Consider the following 16,879-nt stretch of genomic DNA (forward strand, 5'->3'; position numbering starts at 1 on the left):
ATGAGGCCCTTTTTAACGCTTTCAGTTAAAGCAACTACCTTACTTGCAAAGCAACATCGCTGACACCGGTAATATCGTAATTATTAGCGAACAAAGGAACCGCAACAACACTCATTTCTGTTTCAACACAGTTACCTTCTTTATCGAACATAGAATACACATCTTTATACTGAGGTTTATAATCATCCGGCGTGTACATCAGCTCTCCATTACTTGAAGTAAAAATATACCCAGCTTCGCTTTCTACAAAACGCGTACCAAAACATCCTTGAGCAGCGAAATACAAAGGCCCAATATAGGCTTCTATTTCGCCTTCATTTAAATTAAAAAAGTAACCTGTGTTGGTTCGAGCTCGCAATGAAGATTTATCCATTGAAAAGCTAACAATTTTCGCCACTGGCTGACCACTTTGATCATAAATTTGAGTCGGTCGATTTGGTGACTCAGTTATCTTTTCACTTATTTCTACATTGTCTTTAACCAACTCACTCTGCTTTTGAGTCAAATCAATTAATTGCGCTAACATACTTTGCTGTTTAGATTCTAATTGAGTAGCAAAGTGTTTGATTGAATACCACTGTGTTGCAAAAAATCCACAGACTATCAACAGAACGACACTTAAACTGATGGTCAGTCGTCGATGAAATTGAATTCGACTCCACTCATAAGATGCCGCTAGAGCATCTTTTTCAGCTTGTAGCTGATTGACCAATTGCTTTTGTTGTTGCATGTGAAAGCTCAAACTGTCGCGATACAACTTTTGACTGTTTTGCAGCATTTCTTCACGTGTTTCACGCGTTGAATGATCGAGTCGATAAGCCAAACTTGGCATTATCTTATTTTCTAGAAATGACTCGAGCCACATTTGCATGCGCTGCTCTTGCATAACATCGTCACTGGTCTCTTGTGTACTTTTATCAGCCACCAAACGATGTTGAGATAAGACTTGCTTCAACGCTTGCAGTTCGAGTGTTTTAGAAACCACGCCGTTAGCACCAGCCTTCGCGACTTGTTCTTGATATTCGTTGCCACTCTTTGCCGTAAACATATAAATTGGCGTCGCAGCAAAATTCGGCTGTTCCTTAATGATCTCTACGGCCTCTAAACCATCCATATCGGGCATCGAATGATCCATAAAGATAATGTCTGGTGTATGACTCTCTAAATAGGCAAGACCTTCTTGTGCGCTATGAACTGACTGACTACTTATACCGAAGCGCTTCAATAGCCGTCCTAAAACCGCACAAGCCGCCTTTGAGTCATCCACGATTAATGCGATGATTTCGTCCATGATAGACATCCCTATCGGGTTATCGAGTGATACGATGGATTTTGAAGCTTAAAGGCGGTGTTGTTTGAGAACCAGTTAACACAACCGATGTAAATTTAACCAATTGCATTTTTTCTTCTCTCTTAGAACCGAAAGATATACTATCAATAGCACCGCTACTTTATGTCATATTTTATGGAAGAAAATTATGTCGAAATACTGCATTAGCATTCAAGCATCCAACTGTTTTCTAAATAACGATCGCTTGGCATCGTTGCCTGTGAAACCTCAAGATTCATCCGATGGGTACTTTTTTACAGTAAATTTAACCGTCTCTGCAAATACGGATGAAGAGGCACAAGATGTAGCTTTACAGCTACTGCAAGACGATCAAACATTGATTGACTTGGTTATTAATCCGTTAGATATTGAGTTTGAAATTACCGGCATTGATACCTTCGCAGATACGGCACCCATTGATGAACTTCCCTTGAATATTAATCGTTATACATTTCGTCCGATGGAACTGTTGCACACTAAACCTAAAAAGCCACCAAGACCCTTTGGCGATGTTTCAATAAAAGATTTAAAAATATGTTTGAACAGTTTAGTCAAGAGTTTGAAAGTATGGCGGCTGAGTTCGATCCCAGCGAGTTTGAAGATGACTACGAACATGAAGCGTTCGATTTTGATCAATCAAAACCGGTTAAGCAACATCTTCATGAAGCGCAGAAGCCTGCTTTTATTTTTAGTGCACAAAAGCAACAATCAGTTCAAGACTACTCGACTAAACTTCGAGGAACGCCTTGGTGGCCCATAGGCACAAGTCGTCCATTAGACTCAAATGCAGAGCCTATGCAGTTTATCGGACAAATTAACCTTTCCGATCTATCGGATTTTGCCAGTACTTCGGGAACTCTAGTCATCCATATGGCAGACCAACCTTACGCTCCAAACGGCGATCTCAATGTATTAGTTAATTTCTTTGCGCATTCGATCGAACCAGACAATATTATTAGCGATGCCGAATCTCATTGTCTCAATAAAATTCCACTAAAATCATTGCTTGATTTAAGTTCATCATGGGCTGATGGGCTTTCTCGAGCCTATTACGGCGATGATGACAATGATGAGTTCTACCCCATTTACCAACGTTATCAGCAGATAGATTTTGAAAGTGGTCCGTGTGGCGGTTCTTTTCTTGGCGTTTATCCACAGTGGTGGCAAGATCCAGAAGAGCCATTATCGTCAGACGGAGAGCCGATGAAGTTTGTTGGCTATTTAGGCATGCTAGAAGATGGAGTGCCGGTTGAAAATATGTATATTTTTGCCGATGACTCGAACCCATCTGCTCCGTTATTTTCTATTGTTTTCCAAGGTACTTGACATCACCAATTCGAGCTTTTTTTTAACCGCGGCAACTTGTAAGTTGCCGATAACCCTTTCGTTTTTATCACATCTCTATTAGTCTATGCTTATGATTGAAATATGCACTATAAATTGCTGAATGCTTTCAGCATAATTAGCAGGTAGAGGTTATGGAAATACTTATCGCCTTGGTCGGCTGGTTTGCTTACGCTTCGGTCGCGATTGGTTTTATCAAGTCGTACTTAACCGTGAATAAGATTTGGTCTCGCAAACATGACCAGAATGTCGCAGAAAGTATCTCAGTTTATGCAGCCATATTAGGTCTTATCTCGGCTCTGCCTTTCTTCATAAAATATTTAATCATTGACCAAGATTATGCCAGTGCCTTACAAACCGGAATTGGTCTCTTAGTCGGCTCATTCTTTTTCTTAGTAGGCATCGGCTTTTGGACGAAGCAAAAATCTGAGAAGCGCAGTATTTGGCAACGATTTATTAGGGCGATCAAGAAAGAGAATGACGAAGCAACGGACCTAATTAAAGCTTTAGTAAAGCCCAAACATGCGGAGCGAATAAGTAAAATATTTGTTCAATTAGCCCTAATTGACGGCCGTATCGATGATGCTGAAAAAGAGTTGTTAGAGTCATTTCACAAACTATGGAAGTTAGACATTGATATAACAAACCTAAAATCAACGAATCAAACCTTAAGCTTCATGGAATTGCGGGATTCTGTTGTGGACTATTTAGACTATGCGCCACCGGTTGAACAAGCCGCTGAGGTTAAAGCGTTGCTCGAGACCATTGCAAAAGCTGACAATCAAGTTTCCGATGATGAAAAGTTCATCTTAGATGAAATTTATAATGTGTTTGAAGATTACTTGAACGGTGAGGAAGATCTGCCAAAATATGAAGTCTTAATTGCACCTCAGAATCAAGATCAAGAAACCATGATCGAGCGGTTAATTCCTGACTTTACTAAAGTCACGGATAAAGGCGGCGTTTGTTACCGAGTCGGTGAATATTATTCTTTGAACTATGCGCAGATGATTTGCCAAAAATACCGCAGCATGAATATCTTTACAGCCATTGAGCAAGCAAACTAATATTTTACCTCACAAGGTAATAAACAAGAATTGAGTGATAGACAATGTTGGGTGATAGACAAAAAAATTCACGCTAGCGAGAAAGCTCACATTAAATGTCAAAATAGCTCTCTCGCTTTTAGTCATTAAAGCCAAGACTTAGAAGCTAACATACGTTATTAGCAATCATTCCTTCTTAGCAATCATGCTGCTCAAATACTTGTTTTTTACTTGCGGGAGCTTTTGGAGATTCCCGTTCAGTCGTTACTTTTCCTTTTTGACTGGCCACTTCAAATAACGGTTCGAAATCGCCTAATTCGATTGCTTGCTCAATCTCATCAAAGATTGACTCATTCATACTTTCGAATAATTGCTCGAACGAATCTATAACAAAATATTGCGGCTGAAGAATGTCGATTCGATAGGGAGTACGCAATGCTCGTTGCAAACTAAAGGGTACCCGTTTAGCCTTAGAATCCTCTAAAGAGTAAACCGTTTCTGATGGCGAGCTTAAAATACCTGCGCCATAGATTCTTTGCTCTTGTTGGTTTTGAATAAGACCAAACTCGACCGTGAACCAAAATACTCGCGCTAAATAACGACGTTGGATCGGTGAAGCTTTCACTCCCATCTTGCCATAGTTATGAACGAAATTAGCGAACACAGGATCGGTCAATAATGGGCAATGTCCAAAGATTTCATGAAAAATGTCCGGTTCTTGTAAATAGTCTATTTCGTTTGGTGTTCGTATAAAAGTTGCCGCGGGAAACTTTCGGTCAGCGAGTAGTTGAAAAAACTCAGCAAAAGGAATCAGGGCAGGTACAGCGGCTACTTCCCAGCCGGACGCATTTCTCAGGGCCTTATTAACATCTGGCAATTGAGGAACAGCAAATCGATTTAATCCTAAAACATCTAAGCCGTTTAAGTATTCAGCACATGCTCGCTGCTGAATTAAATTCATTTGCCTTGAATACAAAAATGACCAAGTATCATTCTCTATTTCGTCGTAACTGACCATTCCATTCGCATCAGGGAGCTTAGCAACATAAGCAGTCATGTGCTTACCTCCTCTTCGAGACGATCGTCTTTTTGTTCTGTAAACTCTTGGCTGTGCAACCAAGCAGCCTGCTTGGGTGCTCGTTTTGTTTTAGACCACTCTTCAAGCATATCCCACTTTACAGCATCGAGTTTATTCATCATTTCTGCCGTTGCAGTGACCGTCGTTAGTTCAAGGCGATGGCCGTTCGGATCGAAAAAGTAAATGGACTGGATAATTTCATGATTCGTTGGCCCTATGACTTCAATACCTTTTTCTTCTAATTCTTTTTTCGCCTGAATTAAAGCATCGGTATCTTTCACTTGCAAAGCAATGTGCTGAACCCACTGGGGTGTATTGCGGTCACGGTCCATATCAGGCGAGTTGGGCAACTCAAAAAAAGCCAAAATATTGCCCATGCCCGCATCTAAAAAGATATGCATGTAGGGATCGGGTTCCTTGGTGCTCGGCACTCGGTCTTCTGCAATGGCCAAAATAAAGTTCATGTTCAATACACTGGTGTAGAACTCGACCGTCTCTTTTGCGTCTTTACAACGATAAGCCACATGATGAATTTGTTGAATGTACATTAGAGCACTCCACGCTTTTTCTGGTCTCGCTCAATTGACTCAAACAGAGCTTGAAAATTACCTTCGCCAAAACCTTGGTTGTTCTGACGTTGAATAATTTCAATAAAGATCGGCCCAAAAAGATTTTTGGTGAAAATCTGTAATAAATAGGAATTTTCATCGCCATCGACGAGCACTTGATGATCTTTAATCCGTTGATGATCTTCTGTCACATTCGGTACGCGGTCGAACACAGTTTCGTAATAATCATCATGAATATCGAGGGTGTCAATGACACTATGATCGAGCTTGTCTAACGACGATAAAATATCCGCCGTTTCAAATGCAATGTGTTGTACACCTGGGCCATTGTATTCACGTAAATATTCATCGATTTGATTTCGCTCATCGCCTTTGCCTTCATTAATTGGAATACAAAAGCTACCGTCCGGAGAACGCAATGCATAAGACAGTAAAGCGGTTTCTTTCCCTTTAATATCAAAATAACGAACTTCACTAAAGCCAAAAATATTTTTATAAAAATCCGCCCAGTGAGTCATGGTGCCTTTTTTAACATTATTGGTTAAATGATCAATTCTTAGAAAGCCTTTATTTTCAGCAATTTTAGGCGTCTCTACTGCAATAAAGTCATTTTCATAAATAGAGCCCTTCTCGCCAAATTGATCGATAAAATAAATCAAGCTATCTCCGATGCCATAAATCGCTGGATAGGGTAAGTCTTTGTCGGTCGCTTCTGTCGCGCCCCGCTCGATCGCAATCGCCAATGCTTGTTGCGCATTATCGACCCGCCAACCCATGGAAGTAATGGCAGGGCCATGTTGTTTTGCAAACTCAGCCGAGAAGCCTTGACGCTCTTGGTTGAGTAAGAAATGAATATCATTCTGGTTGTAATAGATAATATCTTTGTCTTTAAAACGCTTTAGTTTTGAAAACCCAAAGGCATCAAACACTTGGTCCATAAACTCTGCGCTTGGGCTCGCAAACTCGGTAAACTCTATGCCTCTCAAACCTAAGTAATTATCTGTCATTTCGTTGTCCTCGTATTAACACCCTGATCACACGACGCTTTCAAAACAAAACTAGCTCGGCAAGTGCAGTCGCTTCTAGGGCCAAAGTCTTTGTAATGCAGCAAAATTAAAGGGACTTGAGTTCGGTAATATTGATCTGGATCAAGCGAACTATTTGTAAACTATTATTTACACCTTATCTTATTGTTTTATATGGCTATCTTAATTAACCAATAATTATATGTGCACTATTAATTACTCGACTATTGCGTCGCACCAAAGCTCATTTAAACACTTATCGACATTTTAGGTTGTCAGCGGCCAGCTTAGGGAAGAGAACACTGAGAAGCTCGGTAGAAACTTTACAGCCGCCTTTAGATAATCTACTTTGACAGAACATCAGCGATCCTTATAACTACCTGGCGAGAGGCTTTATGAAAGAAATCTGGTTTTCACTTTGCTACTTCATTTTGTTAATGTCTGCTTCAGTTGCAGTAGCAAATGATTTCAGCGGCGTTGTTCAAACGATCGAAAAGTCTTATGTGAGTATCGAGTTCTCTCCTTCAGCAAACGAACGGAAAACCATTGGCAGCTCGACAAAGCCCGATGAGCTAATGAAGAAACTACTGGAAGGTCGCCAAAACAAGCGCGGCACAACTAAAGGCAGCGGCTTTTTTATCGATAACCAAGGGTATCTAATCACCTCCTTTAACACGGTCTCTTCGAGTGGTGAAATTTGGATATCGACACACGATGGTTTCCGTCACAAAGGGACCTTTGTTGGCGGCGATGAAAGCTTAGATTTATCCGTGATCAAAATTAACAGTACTGACTATCCCGGTGTTACCTTTAGCGAAGACTTTACACTCGGAGAATCGGTCGCGGTATTGAGTAATCATACCGAGTTAAAAAACACATTGAGTTCTGGCATTATCAGTCACCTTCCCCAAGTGAATGCTTTAAGTGCGCCTTTTCCAATGTTACAGGCAGACACTGCGATAGACTTAGGCAGCGCTGGCTCACCTCTATTTAACCGCAAGGGAGAAGTATTAGGAATGGTCAGTGCAGCCATTATTATTAATCATAAATTTGCCGGTCAAGCCTTTGCTATTCCAACTAAATCCTTAATGCGTTTTCTGCCTAACTTAAAATCGACAGGAAAAATTAATCGAGCCAGTCTGGGTATTGCAGGTGGTGATGTATGGCTTGATGTCTCATCCGATCGGCAACAAAAATACGTAATCATCAGTGAAGTCATGTCTGGTAGCGCCGCCGATAAGGCAGGTCTCGAGGTCGGTGACTTTATTGTCGACTTTAATGGGACCAAGGTTTCTGATTGGTGGCACTTTATTGGTATGGTCGCACTGGCTGAGCCGATGAAAGACTACTCTTTAACGATTCAGAGAAATGGTAAAAACAAGAAAGTTATGGTGACCCTTTTGCCGTTGAAGGATGATTAAAGTCTGGTTTGTGTTGGGTTACGCTTCGGTAAACATCGAGCCTAAGCTTGACTCAGTTTTGAGAACCTAAACCAACGTTTCATTAAAAGCGTTGGTATCAGCAAAAAAATTTATTCGAGCTAAGTCTGGTAATTTGAAGAAGTTAAAACAAACTCTCATATGTGAAACTTACCTATAAAAAAAAGGCGCTCATTGAGCGCCTTTTTAAAGAGTAGGTTGTTAACCTAAATCAATCGATATTACTCGATGATTTTAGCAACAACACCCGCACCAACAGTACGGCCACCTTCACGAATCGCGAAGCGTAAACCTTCGTCCATCGCAATCGGTGCAATTAACTCTACAACCATCTTGATGTTGTCGCCTGGCATAACCATCTCAACACCTTCTGGAAGCTCTACCGCACCTGTTACATCAGTCGTACGGAAGTAGAACTGTGGACGATAGCCTTTGAAGAATGGTGTATGACGACCACCTTCATCTTTCGACAATACGTACACTTCTGATTCGAACTTAGTGTGTGGCGTGATAGTTCCTACGTGTGCCAATACTTGACCACGCTCTACGTCTTCACGCTTAGTTCCACGTAGTAATACACCTACGTTGTCGCCTGCTCGACCTTCGTCAAGAAGCTTACGGAACATTTCTACACCAGTTACTGTTGTCTTAACCGTGTCTTTGATACCAACGATTTCAACTTCTTCACCAACTTTTACGATACCTTGCTCTACACGACCGGTAACAACTGTACCACGGCCTGAGATTGAGAATACGTCTTCGATTGGTAACAAGAATGATTGGTCAATCGCACGCTCTGGCTCTGGAATGTACTCATCCAAAGCTTTTGACAATTCGATGATTTTCGCTTCGTAGTCCGCGTCACCTTCTAACGCTTTAAGCGCTGAACCACGGATAACTGGCGTGTCGTCACCTGGGAATTCGTAAGCGTCTAATAACTCACGTACTTCCATTTCAACTAGCTCTAACAACTCTTCGTCGTCTACCATGTCACATTTGTTTAAGAAAACAATGATCTTTGGTACACCAACCTGACGTGATAACAAGATGTGCTCACGTGTTTGTGGCATTGGGCCGTCAGCTGCTGAACAAACTAAGATCGCGCCGTCCATTTGAGCAGCACCGGTGATCATGTTTTTAACGTAGTCAGCATGTCCTGGGCAATCAACGTGCGCGTAGTGACGAGCTTCTGTTTCGTACTCTACGTGCGAAGTTGCGATTGTAATACCACGCTCTTTTTCTTCTGGCGCATTGTCGATTTCATCGAATGCACGTGCCGCACCACCGAAAGTCTTTGACAATACAGTACACATTGCTGCAGTCAAAGTGGTTTTACCGTGGTCAACGTGGCCAATGGTTCCCACGTTTACGTGGGGTTTATTACGTTCAAATTTTTCTTTAGACATGAGATGTACCTCTGTATGTTTTTTTTAAAATAAAAAATTTAACCATTAATAATTGTGTCAGCGACGTTATTCGGCGCTTCCGCATATTTGGTAAACTCCATGGAGTAACTCGCTCGACCTTGAGTGGCGCTTCTCAAGGCAGTTGCGTATCCAAACATTTCAGACAGTGGAACTTCAGCTTTGACGATCTTAATACCACCAACGCCTTCTTCCATACCGTGAACAATTCCACGGCGACGATTTAAATCGCCCATTACGTCACCCATATAATCTTCAGGTGTTACCACTTCAACTTTCATAATCGGCTCTAGTAACGTTGGCTTAGCCTTTAACGCACCAGAACGGAAAGCCATCGAGCCAGCAATTTTAAATGCCATTTCACTCGAATCAACATCGTGGTAAGAACCATCGTATAAAGTGACTTTAACGTCTAAAATGGGATAGCCTGCAAGCACACCATTTTGCATTTGTTCCTGGATCCCTTTGTCGACCGCAGGAATATAATCTTTCGGTACTACGCCACCAACGACTTCGTTTACAAACTCGTAACCAAAACCTGGTTCTTGTGGTTCAATTTTGATCCACACATGACCGTATTGACCACGGCCACCAGACTGTCGAACAAACTTGCCTTCTTGCTCCACGCTTTCGCGTAAACATTCACGATAAGCGACTTGAGGCTTACCGATGTTGGCTTCGACCTGAAACTCTCGTTTCATTCGGTCAACGATAATGTCGAGGTGCAACTCCCCCATCCCAGAGATGATGGTTTGCCCTGACTCTTCGTTGGTTTCAACCCTAAAGGATGGATCTTCTTGCGCAAGCTTAGCCAATGCCAATGCCATTTTGTCTTGATCAGCAATGGTTTTAGGCTCCACAGCAACCGAGATAACCGGCTCAGGAAACTCCATGCGTTCCAAGATAATTTTATGGTCAGGAGAACAAAGGGTTTCTCCTGTTGTGACATCTTTAAGACCAATACCAGCAGCAATATCACCAGCCAACACTTCTTTTACTTCTTCACGGCTATTTGAGTGCATTTGTACAATGCGACCAATTCGCTCTTTTTTCTCTTTCACCGAGTTATAGACTTGGTCACCAGAGTTAAGCGTGCCGGAATAAACCCGGAAGAAAGTTAAAGTGCCAACGAAAGGATCGGTTGCGATTTTAAATGCCAGCGCTGCAAACGGAGCTTTATCATCAGCGATACGCTCTTCAATGGTTTCACCATCTTCAAGCACACCTTGAATCGGCGGAACATCAACCGGTGCAGGCATATAATCAATCACACCGTCGAGCACCGCTTGTACTCCTTTGTTTTTAAACGCTGAACCACACATTGCAACGACCAGTTCGTTCGCCAGTGTTTGGGTTCGTAGACCTTGTTTGATTTCGTCTTCGGTCAGCTCACCTTCTTCAAGGTACTTATCCATTAGCTCTTCAGATGCTTCGGCAGCCGCTTCAACCATGTTGGAGCGCCACTCTTGGCATTCTTCAAGCATACCAGCAGGAATGTCTTTGTATTCGAAAGTCATACCTTTGTCGGCTTCGGTCCAGTAAATGGCCTTCATTTTGACGAGGTCAACCACGCCTTCGAAGGTTTCTTCTGCACCAATTGGAAGTTGTACCGGAACTGGGCGAGCGCCCAAGCGATTTTTTATTTGATTGATAACTCGTAAAAAGTCAGCACCTGCGCGATCCATTTTATTCACGAACACCATACGGGGTACGTGATATTTATCGGCTTGGCGCCAAACCGTTTCTGACTGTGGCTCAACGCCAGAAGAACCACAGAACACTACAACGGCCCCGTCTAGAACTCGCAACGAACGCTCTACCTCAATGGTAAAGTCTACGTGTCCGGGGGTGTCGATAATGTTGACACGATGCTCAGGGTACTGAGCATCCATGCCTCGCCAAAAGGTCGTGGTTGCCGCAGAGGTAATCGTAATACCACGCTCCTGCTCTTGTTCCATCCAGTCCATGGTGGCAGCGCCATCATGAACCTCACCGATCTTATGAGAAAGACCGGTGTAAAATAGAACGCGTTCAGTCGTGGTAGTTTTACCTGCGTCGACATGCGCACAAATTCCGATATTACGATAACGCTCAATTGGAGTTTTGCGAGCCACGTTAAATACCTCTATTAATTGGCATACAGAAACAAAGTTATCTTAAAGCAGTAAAGTCGCTTTGCTATTACCGGTGGTGTTCTTACCAACGGTAGTGAGCAAATGCTTTATTCGCTTCAGCCATACGATGAACATCTTCACGCTTCTTAACCGCAGAACCACGGTTTTCCATCGCATCTAAAAGTTCATGAGCTAATCGCTCTTTCATTGACTTTTCGCCACGCTTACGTGAGGCTTCAACCAACCAGCGCATAGCCAGTGCCGTTTGACGAGCTGGACGAACTTCAACCGGAACTTGGTAAGTTGATCCACCTACGCGGCGAGACTTTACTTCAACTAAAGGACGAATCTTATCCAAGCCTTCTTCGAAAGCTGGAAGTGCTTCAGTACTTTTCTTTTCAGCAATGATGTCCAACGCGCCGTAAACGATTTTTTCAGCAACAGATTTCTTGCCGTCAACCATTACAACGTTGATGAACTTTGCTAATAATTGTGATCCAAACTTTGGATCAGGAAGGATTTCGCGTGCAGCGATAACGCGTCTTCTTGGCATCTTATGTGCTCCTTCAGGTTAACCCGGGACTAACCGCTAATTGTCTAGCCCGGCCTTACTCACATTCGAACAAATTGTAAGAATGGAATGTTAATTATTGACCATTTCGAGATCGAAATCGGTCAGTCTTTACCACCACAAGTAATAAATTACTTAGGTCGTTTCGCTCCGTATTTAGAGCGGCCTTGTTTACGGTCTTTAACCCCAGCAAGGTCAAGCGTACCGCGCACACAGTGATAACGAACACCCGGCAAGTCTTTTACACGACCGCCACGGATCATTACAACACTATGTTCCTGCAAATTGTGGCCTTCACCGCCGATATAAGAGGTTACTTCGAATCCGTTAGTTAAACGAACACGAGCAACTTTACGTAGTGCCGAATTTGGTTTTTTCGGAGTAGTCGTGTAAACACGAGTACAAACACCACGCTTCTGCGGGCAAGCTTCAAGTGCAGGTACGTTACTTTTCTTGATAACCTTTTTACGAGGTTTACGTACCAGCTGATTAACAGTTGCCATTAATTAAACTCCAGCTCCTAGAATTAATACTAGTCATTTACATAAAGACAAACCTATACAAGCCTGCCTTCAGGGGCGGGCATTGTATAGAGGGTGTCCTTTGGTGTCAAGGCGATCAGGTTAAGTTTTGACCGCCTTGTATCGGACCAAGCGCTTCAGAGAAGCACTTGGCTCGAATCTTACAGCTCTGAGTCGTTACCGCTCAGTGCTTCGGTCAGCGCTTTTTCAGCGTCTGACGCCGTCACAGTGACTTGACTCTCGTCGATAGTCACGTCTTGACTCTGCTTACGACGCTCTTGATGATAGCTCAAGCCCGTACCAGCAGGGATCAATCGACCTACGATTACGTTTTCTTTCAAGCCACGTAAGTCATCAACCTTACCGCTTACGGCTGCTTCGGTTAATACACGCGTGGTTTCTTGGAACGATGCCGCCGAGATGAATGACTCGGTCGCCAATGACGCTTTGGTGATACCCATTAAGTCACGTTGTACTTTGGCAGGCTCTTTACCATCAGCAATCAAAGCATCGTTGGCTTCTAGAACGCGAACATATTCGAGTTGCTCGCCTTGCAAGAAGCGGCTATCACCCGGATCGGAAACCGTCGCTTTACGCAACATCTGACGGATAATAACTTCAATGTGTTTATCATTGATGCCTACACCCTGCAGACGGTAAACGTCTTGAACTTCGTTGACGATGTAGTTTGCAACCGCGTGAATACCTTTCAAGCGAAGAATATCGTGTGGATTATCAGCACCATCCGATACAACCTCACCCTTCTCAACTTTCTCACCCTCAAACACGTTCAGGTGACGCCATTTTGGAATAAGCTCTTCGTACGCATCACCCTCTTGAGGAGTAATAACTAAACGACGCTTACCTTTGGTTTCTTTACCGAAACTAACGGTTCCAGAAATCTCAGCAAGAATCGCTGGCTCTTTCGGCTTACGTGCTTCAAACAAGTCAGCAACTCGAGGAAGACCACCGGTAATATCCTTAGTCTTCGAGCTTTCTTGCGGAATACGAGCAATCGCGTCACCGATTCCCACTTCTGCACCATCTTCAAGATTTACGATAGCGTTAGGCGGTAATAAGTATTGCGCTGGAATATCGGTACCAGGCAAGTTCATCTCGTTACCGTCAGCATCAACCATGTAAATCATCGGCTTAAGGTCAGAGCCTTTACCACGTGCTTTCGATTCAGTAACAACGATTGAGCTTAATCCGGTTAAATCGTCGGTCTGGCGATCCATATTGACGCCTTCAACCAAGTCTTTAAATTTAATTTTTCCAGCCAACTCAGTGATGATTGGATGCGTATGCGGATCCCAGTTGGCGACAACTTCACCACCCGAAACCTTGTCACCTTCAGCGTGCTCTAAAACCGCACCGTAAGGCACTTTATAACGCTCGCGCTCACGTCCGTACTCATCAATGAGGTTGATTTCAGCAGAACGAGACACGATGACCAACTTGTCGTCTTTACGTTGTACTGTCTTCGCATTGTGAAGTTTCAATACACCGTCATTTTTCACCTGAACATTGTTCTCAGCTGATTGACGAGATGCCGCACCACCAATGTGGAAGGTACGCATGGTTAACTGTGTTCCAGGCTCACCGATTGACTGTGCTGCAATAACCCCGACTGACTCACCTTGGTTGATAATATGACCACGTGCTAGGTCACGACCGTAACACTTAGCACACACACCGTAGCGAGTGTCACAAGTGATTACCGAGCGAACTTTAATCTGGTCAACACTGTGCTTTTCTAGCTTTTCTACCCATGCTTCATCAAGAAGGGTATTGGCTTCACACAATACGTCATCGGTTCCAGGCGTATAAACATGATCGGCAGTTACACGACCAAGTACTCGCTCACGTAACGGCTCAACAACGTCACCCCCTTCAATCAAGGGTTTCATTTCAACACCGTCTTGCGTGCCACAATCAACTTCAGTGATAACTAAATCTTGTGCAACATCAACTAAACGTCGAGTTAAGTAACCCGAGTTTGCCGTTTTCAATGCTGTATCGGCCAAACCTTTACGTGCACCGTGCGTCGAAATAAAGTATTCAAGTACGTTTAGACCTTCACGGAAGTTTGCTTTGATTGGACTTTCGATGATCGAGCCATCTGGTTTTGCCATCAAACCACGCATACCAGCTAGCTGACGAATCTGAGCCGCACTACCCCGTGCACCTGAGTCGGCCATCATAAAGATCGAGTTGAATGAAGGTTGATCAACAATGTTGCCTTCTGCGTCTTCAACTTTATCAATCGCTAAGTTGTCCATCATCGCTTTCGCAACTTGCTCGTTGGTATGCGACCAAATATCAACAACTTTGTTGTAGCGCTCACCTTGAGTTACCAAACCAGACGCGTATTGATCTTCAATTTCACGAACTTCGGCTTCGGCTTTCGCAATGATTTCAGTTTTAACGCTAGGAACTTCCATATCGTTGATACCAACAGAAGCACCTGAACGTGTTGCGTATTTGTAACCCGTGTACATTAGGTGATCGGCAAAAATTACCGAGGTTTTTAAACCTAATTGACGGTAGCAAGAGTTTACCAATCGTGAGATCGACTTTTTAGTCATCGCTTGGTTGATCAACTCGAACGATAGTCCGGCAGGAACGATTTCCCACAACAATGAACGACCAACGGTGGTTTCAACCAATTTATTAACGGTGGTTGCAACGCCAGCTTTATCGATGGTGGTTTCATTAATACGAACTTTGATCTTTGCGTGTAATTCCGCTGCGCCGTTAGAGTAGGCACGTAACACCTCTGCGGTATCGGCAAATACCATGCCTTCGCCTTGCGCATTAACTTTGTCGCGAGTCATAAAGTACAAGCCCAATACAACGTCTTGGGTAGGTACAATAATTGGCTCACCATTCGCAGGCGAAAGAACGTTATTCGTTGACATCATTAACGCACGAGCTTCTAACTGAGCTTCAATAGTTAATGGTACGTGAACCGCCATTTGGTCACCGTCGAAGTCAGCGTTGTAGGCCACACACACAAGTGGGTGTAACTGAATCGCTTTACCTTCAATCAGTACGGGTTCGAACGCTTGAATACCTAATCTGTGAAGTGTTGGCGCACGGTTTAACATAACCGGATGCTCACGGATAACTTCTTCTAAGATATCCCAAACCACCGCTTCTTCACGTTCTACCATTTTCTTGGCAGCTTTAATGGTTGTCGCCAAACCTCGTAATTCAAGTTTTCCGAAAATAAATGGCTTAAATAATTCCAACGCCATTTTCTTTGGAAGACCACATTGATGCAGCTTAAGGGTCGGACCAACAACGATAACCGAACGGCCAGAGTAATCAACACGCTTACCAAGTAAGTTTTGACGGAAACGACCTTGCTTACCTTTAATCATGTCAGCAAGTGATTTCAATGGGCGCTTGTTTGAACCAGTAATGGCTCGTCCACGACGACCGTTATCTAATAACGCATCGACGGCTTCTTGCAACATACGCTTCTCATTGCGAACAATGATGTCTGGCGCGTTTAAGTCAAGAAGACGCTTCAAACGGTTGTTACGGTTAATCACTCGACGGTATAAGTCGTTCAAGTCAGACGTCGCAAAACGACCGCCTTCTAGTGGAACCAACGGACGTAGGTCTGGTGGTAGGACTGGTAATACAGTCATAATCATCCACTGAGGATTGTTGCCTGAATCTAAGAACGCTTCTAATAGTTTTAAACGTTTACCAAGCTTCTTAAGCTTAGTTTCAGAATTTGTATTTGGAATTTCTTCACGTAAGGACGCAGCTTCTTCTTCAAGATTGATTCCTGATAGAAGTTCTTGAACCGCCTCTGCACCCATTTTCGCTTCGAATTCATCACCGAACTCTTCAAGCGCATCAAGGTAAGCTTCTTCGGTTAACAATTGGCCACGCTCTAGCGTCGTCATTCCAGGCTCAATAACCACAAACGCTTCGAAATACAACACGCGCTCAATGTCACGTAATGTCATATCAAGCAATAAGCCAATACGAGACGGTAATGATTTTAAGAACCAAATGTGGGCAACGGGACATGCCAATTCAATGTGGCCCATACGGTCACGACGAACTTTCGCTAGGGTAACTTCAACGCCACATTTTTCACAAATAACACCACGGTGTTTCATGCGCTTGTATTTACCGCATAAACATTCGTAGTCTTTTACTGGACCAAAGATCTTGGCACAGAATAAGCCGTCACGCTCTGGCTTGAACGTACGGTAGTTAATAGTTTCTGGTTTTTTCACCTCACCGAATGACCAGCTACGGATCATTTCTGGTGATGCTAGACCGATTCGAATTCGATCAAATTCTTGAGTTTGGTTTTGCTGTTTGATGAAATTCAGTAAGTCTTTCAAAGCAATTCTCCTTTAGGGAGTTAATGTTACTTAAGAGTCAGTTTC

Annotated in this window: 12 protein-coding genes; 3 read left to right on the forward strand and 9 right to left on the reverse strand. The window is 43.2% G+C overall.

The features are described from left to right. Positions 1–34: 34 nt before the first annotated feature. Positions 35–1,291: a response regulator gene (locus Q9312_RS09260; protein WP_309204332.1), complete on the reverse strand. Its 1,257-nt coding sequence runs from the start codon at positions 1,289–1,291 to the stop codon at positions 35–37. Between the two features lie 573 nt (positions 1,292–1,864). On the opposite strand from Q9312_RS09260, the gene Q9312_RS09265 reads away from it, so the two are divergent. After that, positions 1,865–2,656 (forward strand): DUF1963 domain-containing protein, encoded by a 792-nt coding sequence (locus Q9312_RS09265; protein ID WP_309204333.1) that lies wholly within the window; start codon positions 1,865–1,867, stop codon positions 2,654–2,656. Between the two features lie 152 nt (positions 2,657–2,808). Next, positions 2,809–3,741, forward strand: a complete 933-nt coding sequence (locus Q9312_RS09270) for a tellurite resistance TerB family protein (protein WP_309204334.1) — start codon at positions 2,809–2,811, stop codon at positions 3,739–3,741. 175 nt (positions 3,742–3,916) lie between these two features. Here Q9312_RS09270 and phhA read toward each other — a convergent pair whose 3' ends face one another. Genes phhA through hppD form a run of 3 tightly spaced genes read right to left on the reverse strand, consistent with a single transcriptional unit; the run spans position 3,917 to position 6,374 of the window. Further along, entirely contained in the window at positions 3,917–4,777 is an 861-nt protein-coding gene (phhA, locus tag Q9312_RS09275; RefSeq protein WP_309204336.1) for a phenylalanine 4-monooxygenase, read from the reverse strand. Further along, positions 4,774–5,346: a VOC family protein gene (locus Q9312_RS09280; RefSeq protein WP_309204337.1), complete on the reverse strand. Its 573-nt coding sequence runs from the start codon at positions 5,344–5,346 to the stop codon at positions 4,774–4,776. Before Q9312_RS09280 ends, phhA begins: the two co-directional genes overlap by 4 nt. After that, the gene (hppD, locus tag Q9312_RS09285) at positions 5,346–6,374 is read right to left on the reverse strand and encodes a 4-hydroxyphenylpyruvate dioxygenase (RefSeq protein ID WP_309204338.1); all 1,029 of its coding nucleotides are present in this window, start codon (positions 6,372–6,374) and stop codon (positions 5,346–5,348) included. The genes Q9312_RS09280 and hppD overlap by 1 nt, the downstream gene beginning before the upstream one ends. 413 nt (positions 6,375–6,787) lie before the next feature. On the opposite strand from hppD, the gene Q9312_RS09290 reads away from it, so the two are divergent. Then, positions 6,788–7,813 carry a S1C family serine protease gene (locus Q9312_RS09290; protein ID WP_309204339.1) on the forward strand — a complete coding sequence of 342 codons (1,026 nt, stop codon included), beginning with the start codon at positions 6,788–6,790 and terminating at the stop codon, positions 7,811–7,813. A 239-nt stretch (positions 7,814–8,052) separates the two neighbouring features. Here Q9312_RS09290 and tuf read toward each other — a convergent pair whose 3' ends face one another. The 5 genes from tuf to rpoC all read right to left on the reverse strand — a co-directional run bounded on the left by tuf (position 8,053) and on the right by rpoC (position 16,834). After that, a complete protein-coding gene (gene tuf / locus Q9312_RS09295; RefSeq protein WP_309204340.1) occupies positions 8,053–9,237 on the reverse strand; it encodes an elongation factor Tu in 1,185 nt (394 codons plus the stop codon). 38 nt (positions 9,238–9,275) lie between these two features. Beyond that, positions 9,276–11,369 (reverse strand): elongation factor G, encoded by a 2,094-nt coding sequence (gene fusA / locus Q9312_RS09300; RefSeq protein WP_309204341.1) that lies wholly within the window; start codon positions 11,367–11,369, stop codon positions 9,276–9,278. Between the two features lie 82 nt (positions 11,370–11,451). Further along, positions 11,452–11,922: a 30S ribosomal protein S7 gene (gene rpsG / locus Q9312_RS09305; RefSeq protein ID WP_309204342.1), complete on the reverse strand. Its 471-nt coding sequence runs from the start codon at positions 11,920–11,922 to the stop codon at positions 11,452–11,454. Between the two features lie 149 nt (positions 11,923–12,071). Continuing rightward, complete coding sequence (gene rpsL, locus Q9312_RS09310; protein ID WP_309204343.1) at positions 12,072–12,443, reverse strand: 30S ribosomal protein S12; 372 nt, start codon at positions 12,441–12,443, stop codon at positions 12,072–12,074. A 179-nt stretch (positions 12,444–12,622) separates the two neighbouring features. Further along, positions 12,623–16,834, reverse strand: a complete 4,212-nt coding sequence (rpoC, locus tag Q9312_RS09315; RefSeq protein ID WP_309204344.1) for a DNA-directed RNA polymerase subunit beta' — start codon at positions 16,832–16,834, stop codon at positions 12,623–12,625. Positions 16,835–16,879: the final 45 nt, after the last annotated feature.

This window comes from Pleionea litopenaei, from assembly GCF_031198435.1.
Taxonomy (GTDB): domain Bacteria; phylum Pseudomonadota; class Gammaproteobacteria; order Enterobacterales; family Kangiellaceae; genus Pleionea; species Pleionea litopenaei.

Excerpts from the sequence above, each read along its gene's own strand:
- Q9312_RS09260 (WP_309204332.1), bottom strand. The coding sequence starts at position 1,291 with ATGGACGAAATCATCGCATTAATCGTGGATGACTCAAAGGCGGCTTGT.
- Q9312_RS09265 (WP_309204333.1), top strand. The coding sequence starts at position 1,865 with ATGTTTGAACAGTTTAGTCAAGAGTTTGAAAGTATGGCGGCTGAGTTC.
- Q9312_RS09270 (WP_309204334.1), top strand. The coding sequence starts at position 2,809 with ATGGAAATACTTATCGCCTTGGTCGGCTGGTTTGCTTACGCTTCGGTC.
- phhA (WP_309204336.1), bottom strand. The coding sequence starts at position 4,777 with ATGACTGCTTATGTTGCTAAGCTCCCTGATGCGAATGGAATGGTCAGT.
- Q9312_RS09280 (WP_309204337.1), bottom strand. The coding sequence starts at position 5,346 with ATGTACATTCAACAAATTCATCATGTGGCTTATCGTTGTAAAGACGCA.
- hppD (WP_309204338.1), bottom strand. The coding sequence starts at position 6,374 with ATGACAGATAATTACTTAGGTTTGAGAGGCATAGAGTTTACCGAGTTT.
- Q9312_RS09290 (WP_309204339.1), top strand. The coding sequence starts at position 6,788 with ATGAAAGAAATCTGGTTTTCACTTTGCTACTTCATTTTGTTAATGTCT.
- tuf (WP_309204340.1), bottom strand. The coding sequence starts at position 9,237 with ATGTCTAAAGAAAAATTTGAACGTAATAAACCCCACGTAAACGTGGGA.
- rpsG (WP_309204342.1), bottom strand. The coding sequence starts at position 11,922 with ATGCCAAGAAGACGCGTTATCGCTGCACGCGAAATCCTTCCTGATCCA.
- rpsL (WP_309204343.1), bottom strand. The coding sequence starts at position 12,443 with ATGGCAACTGTTAATCAGCTGGTACGTAAACCTCGTAAAAAGGTTATC.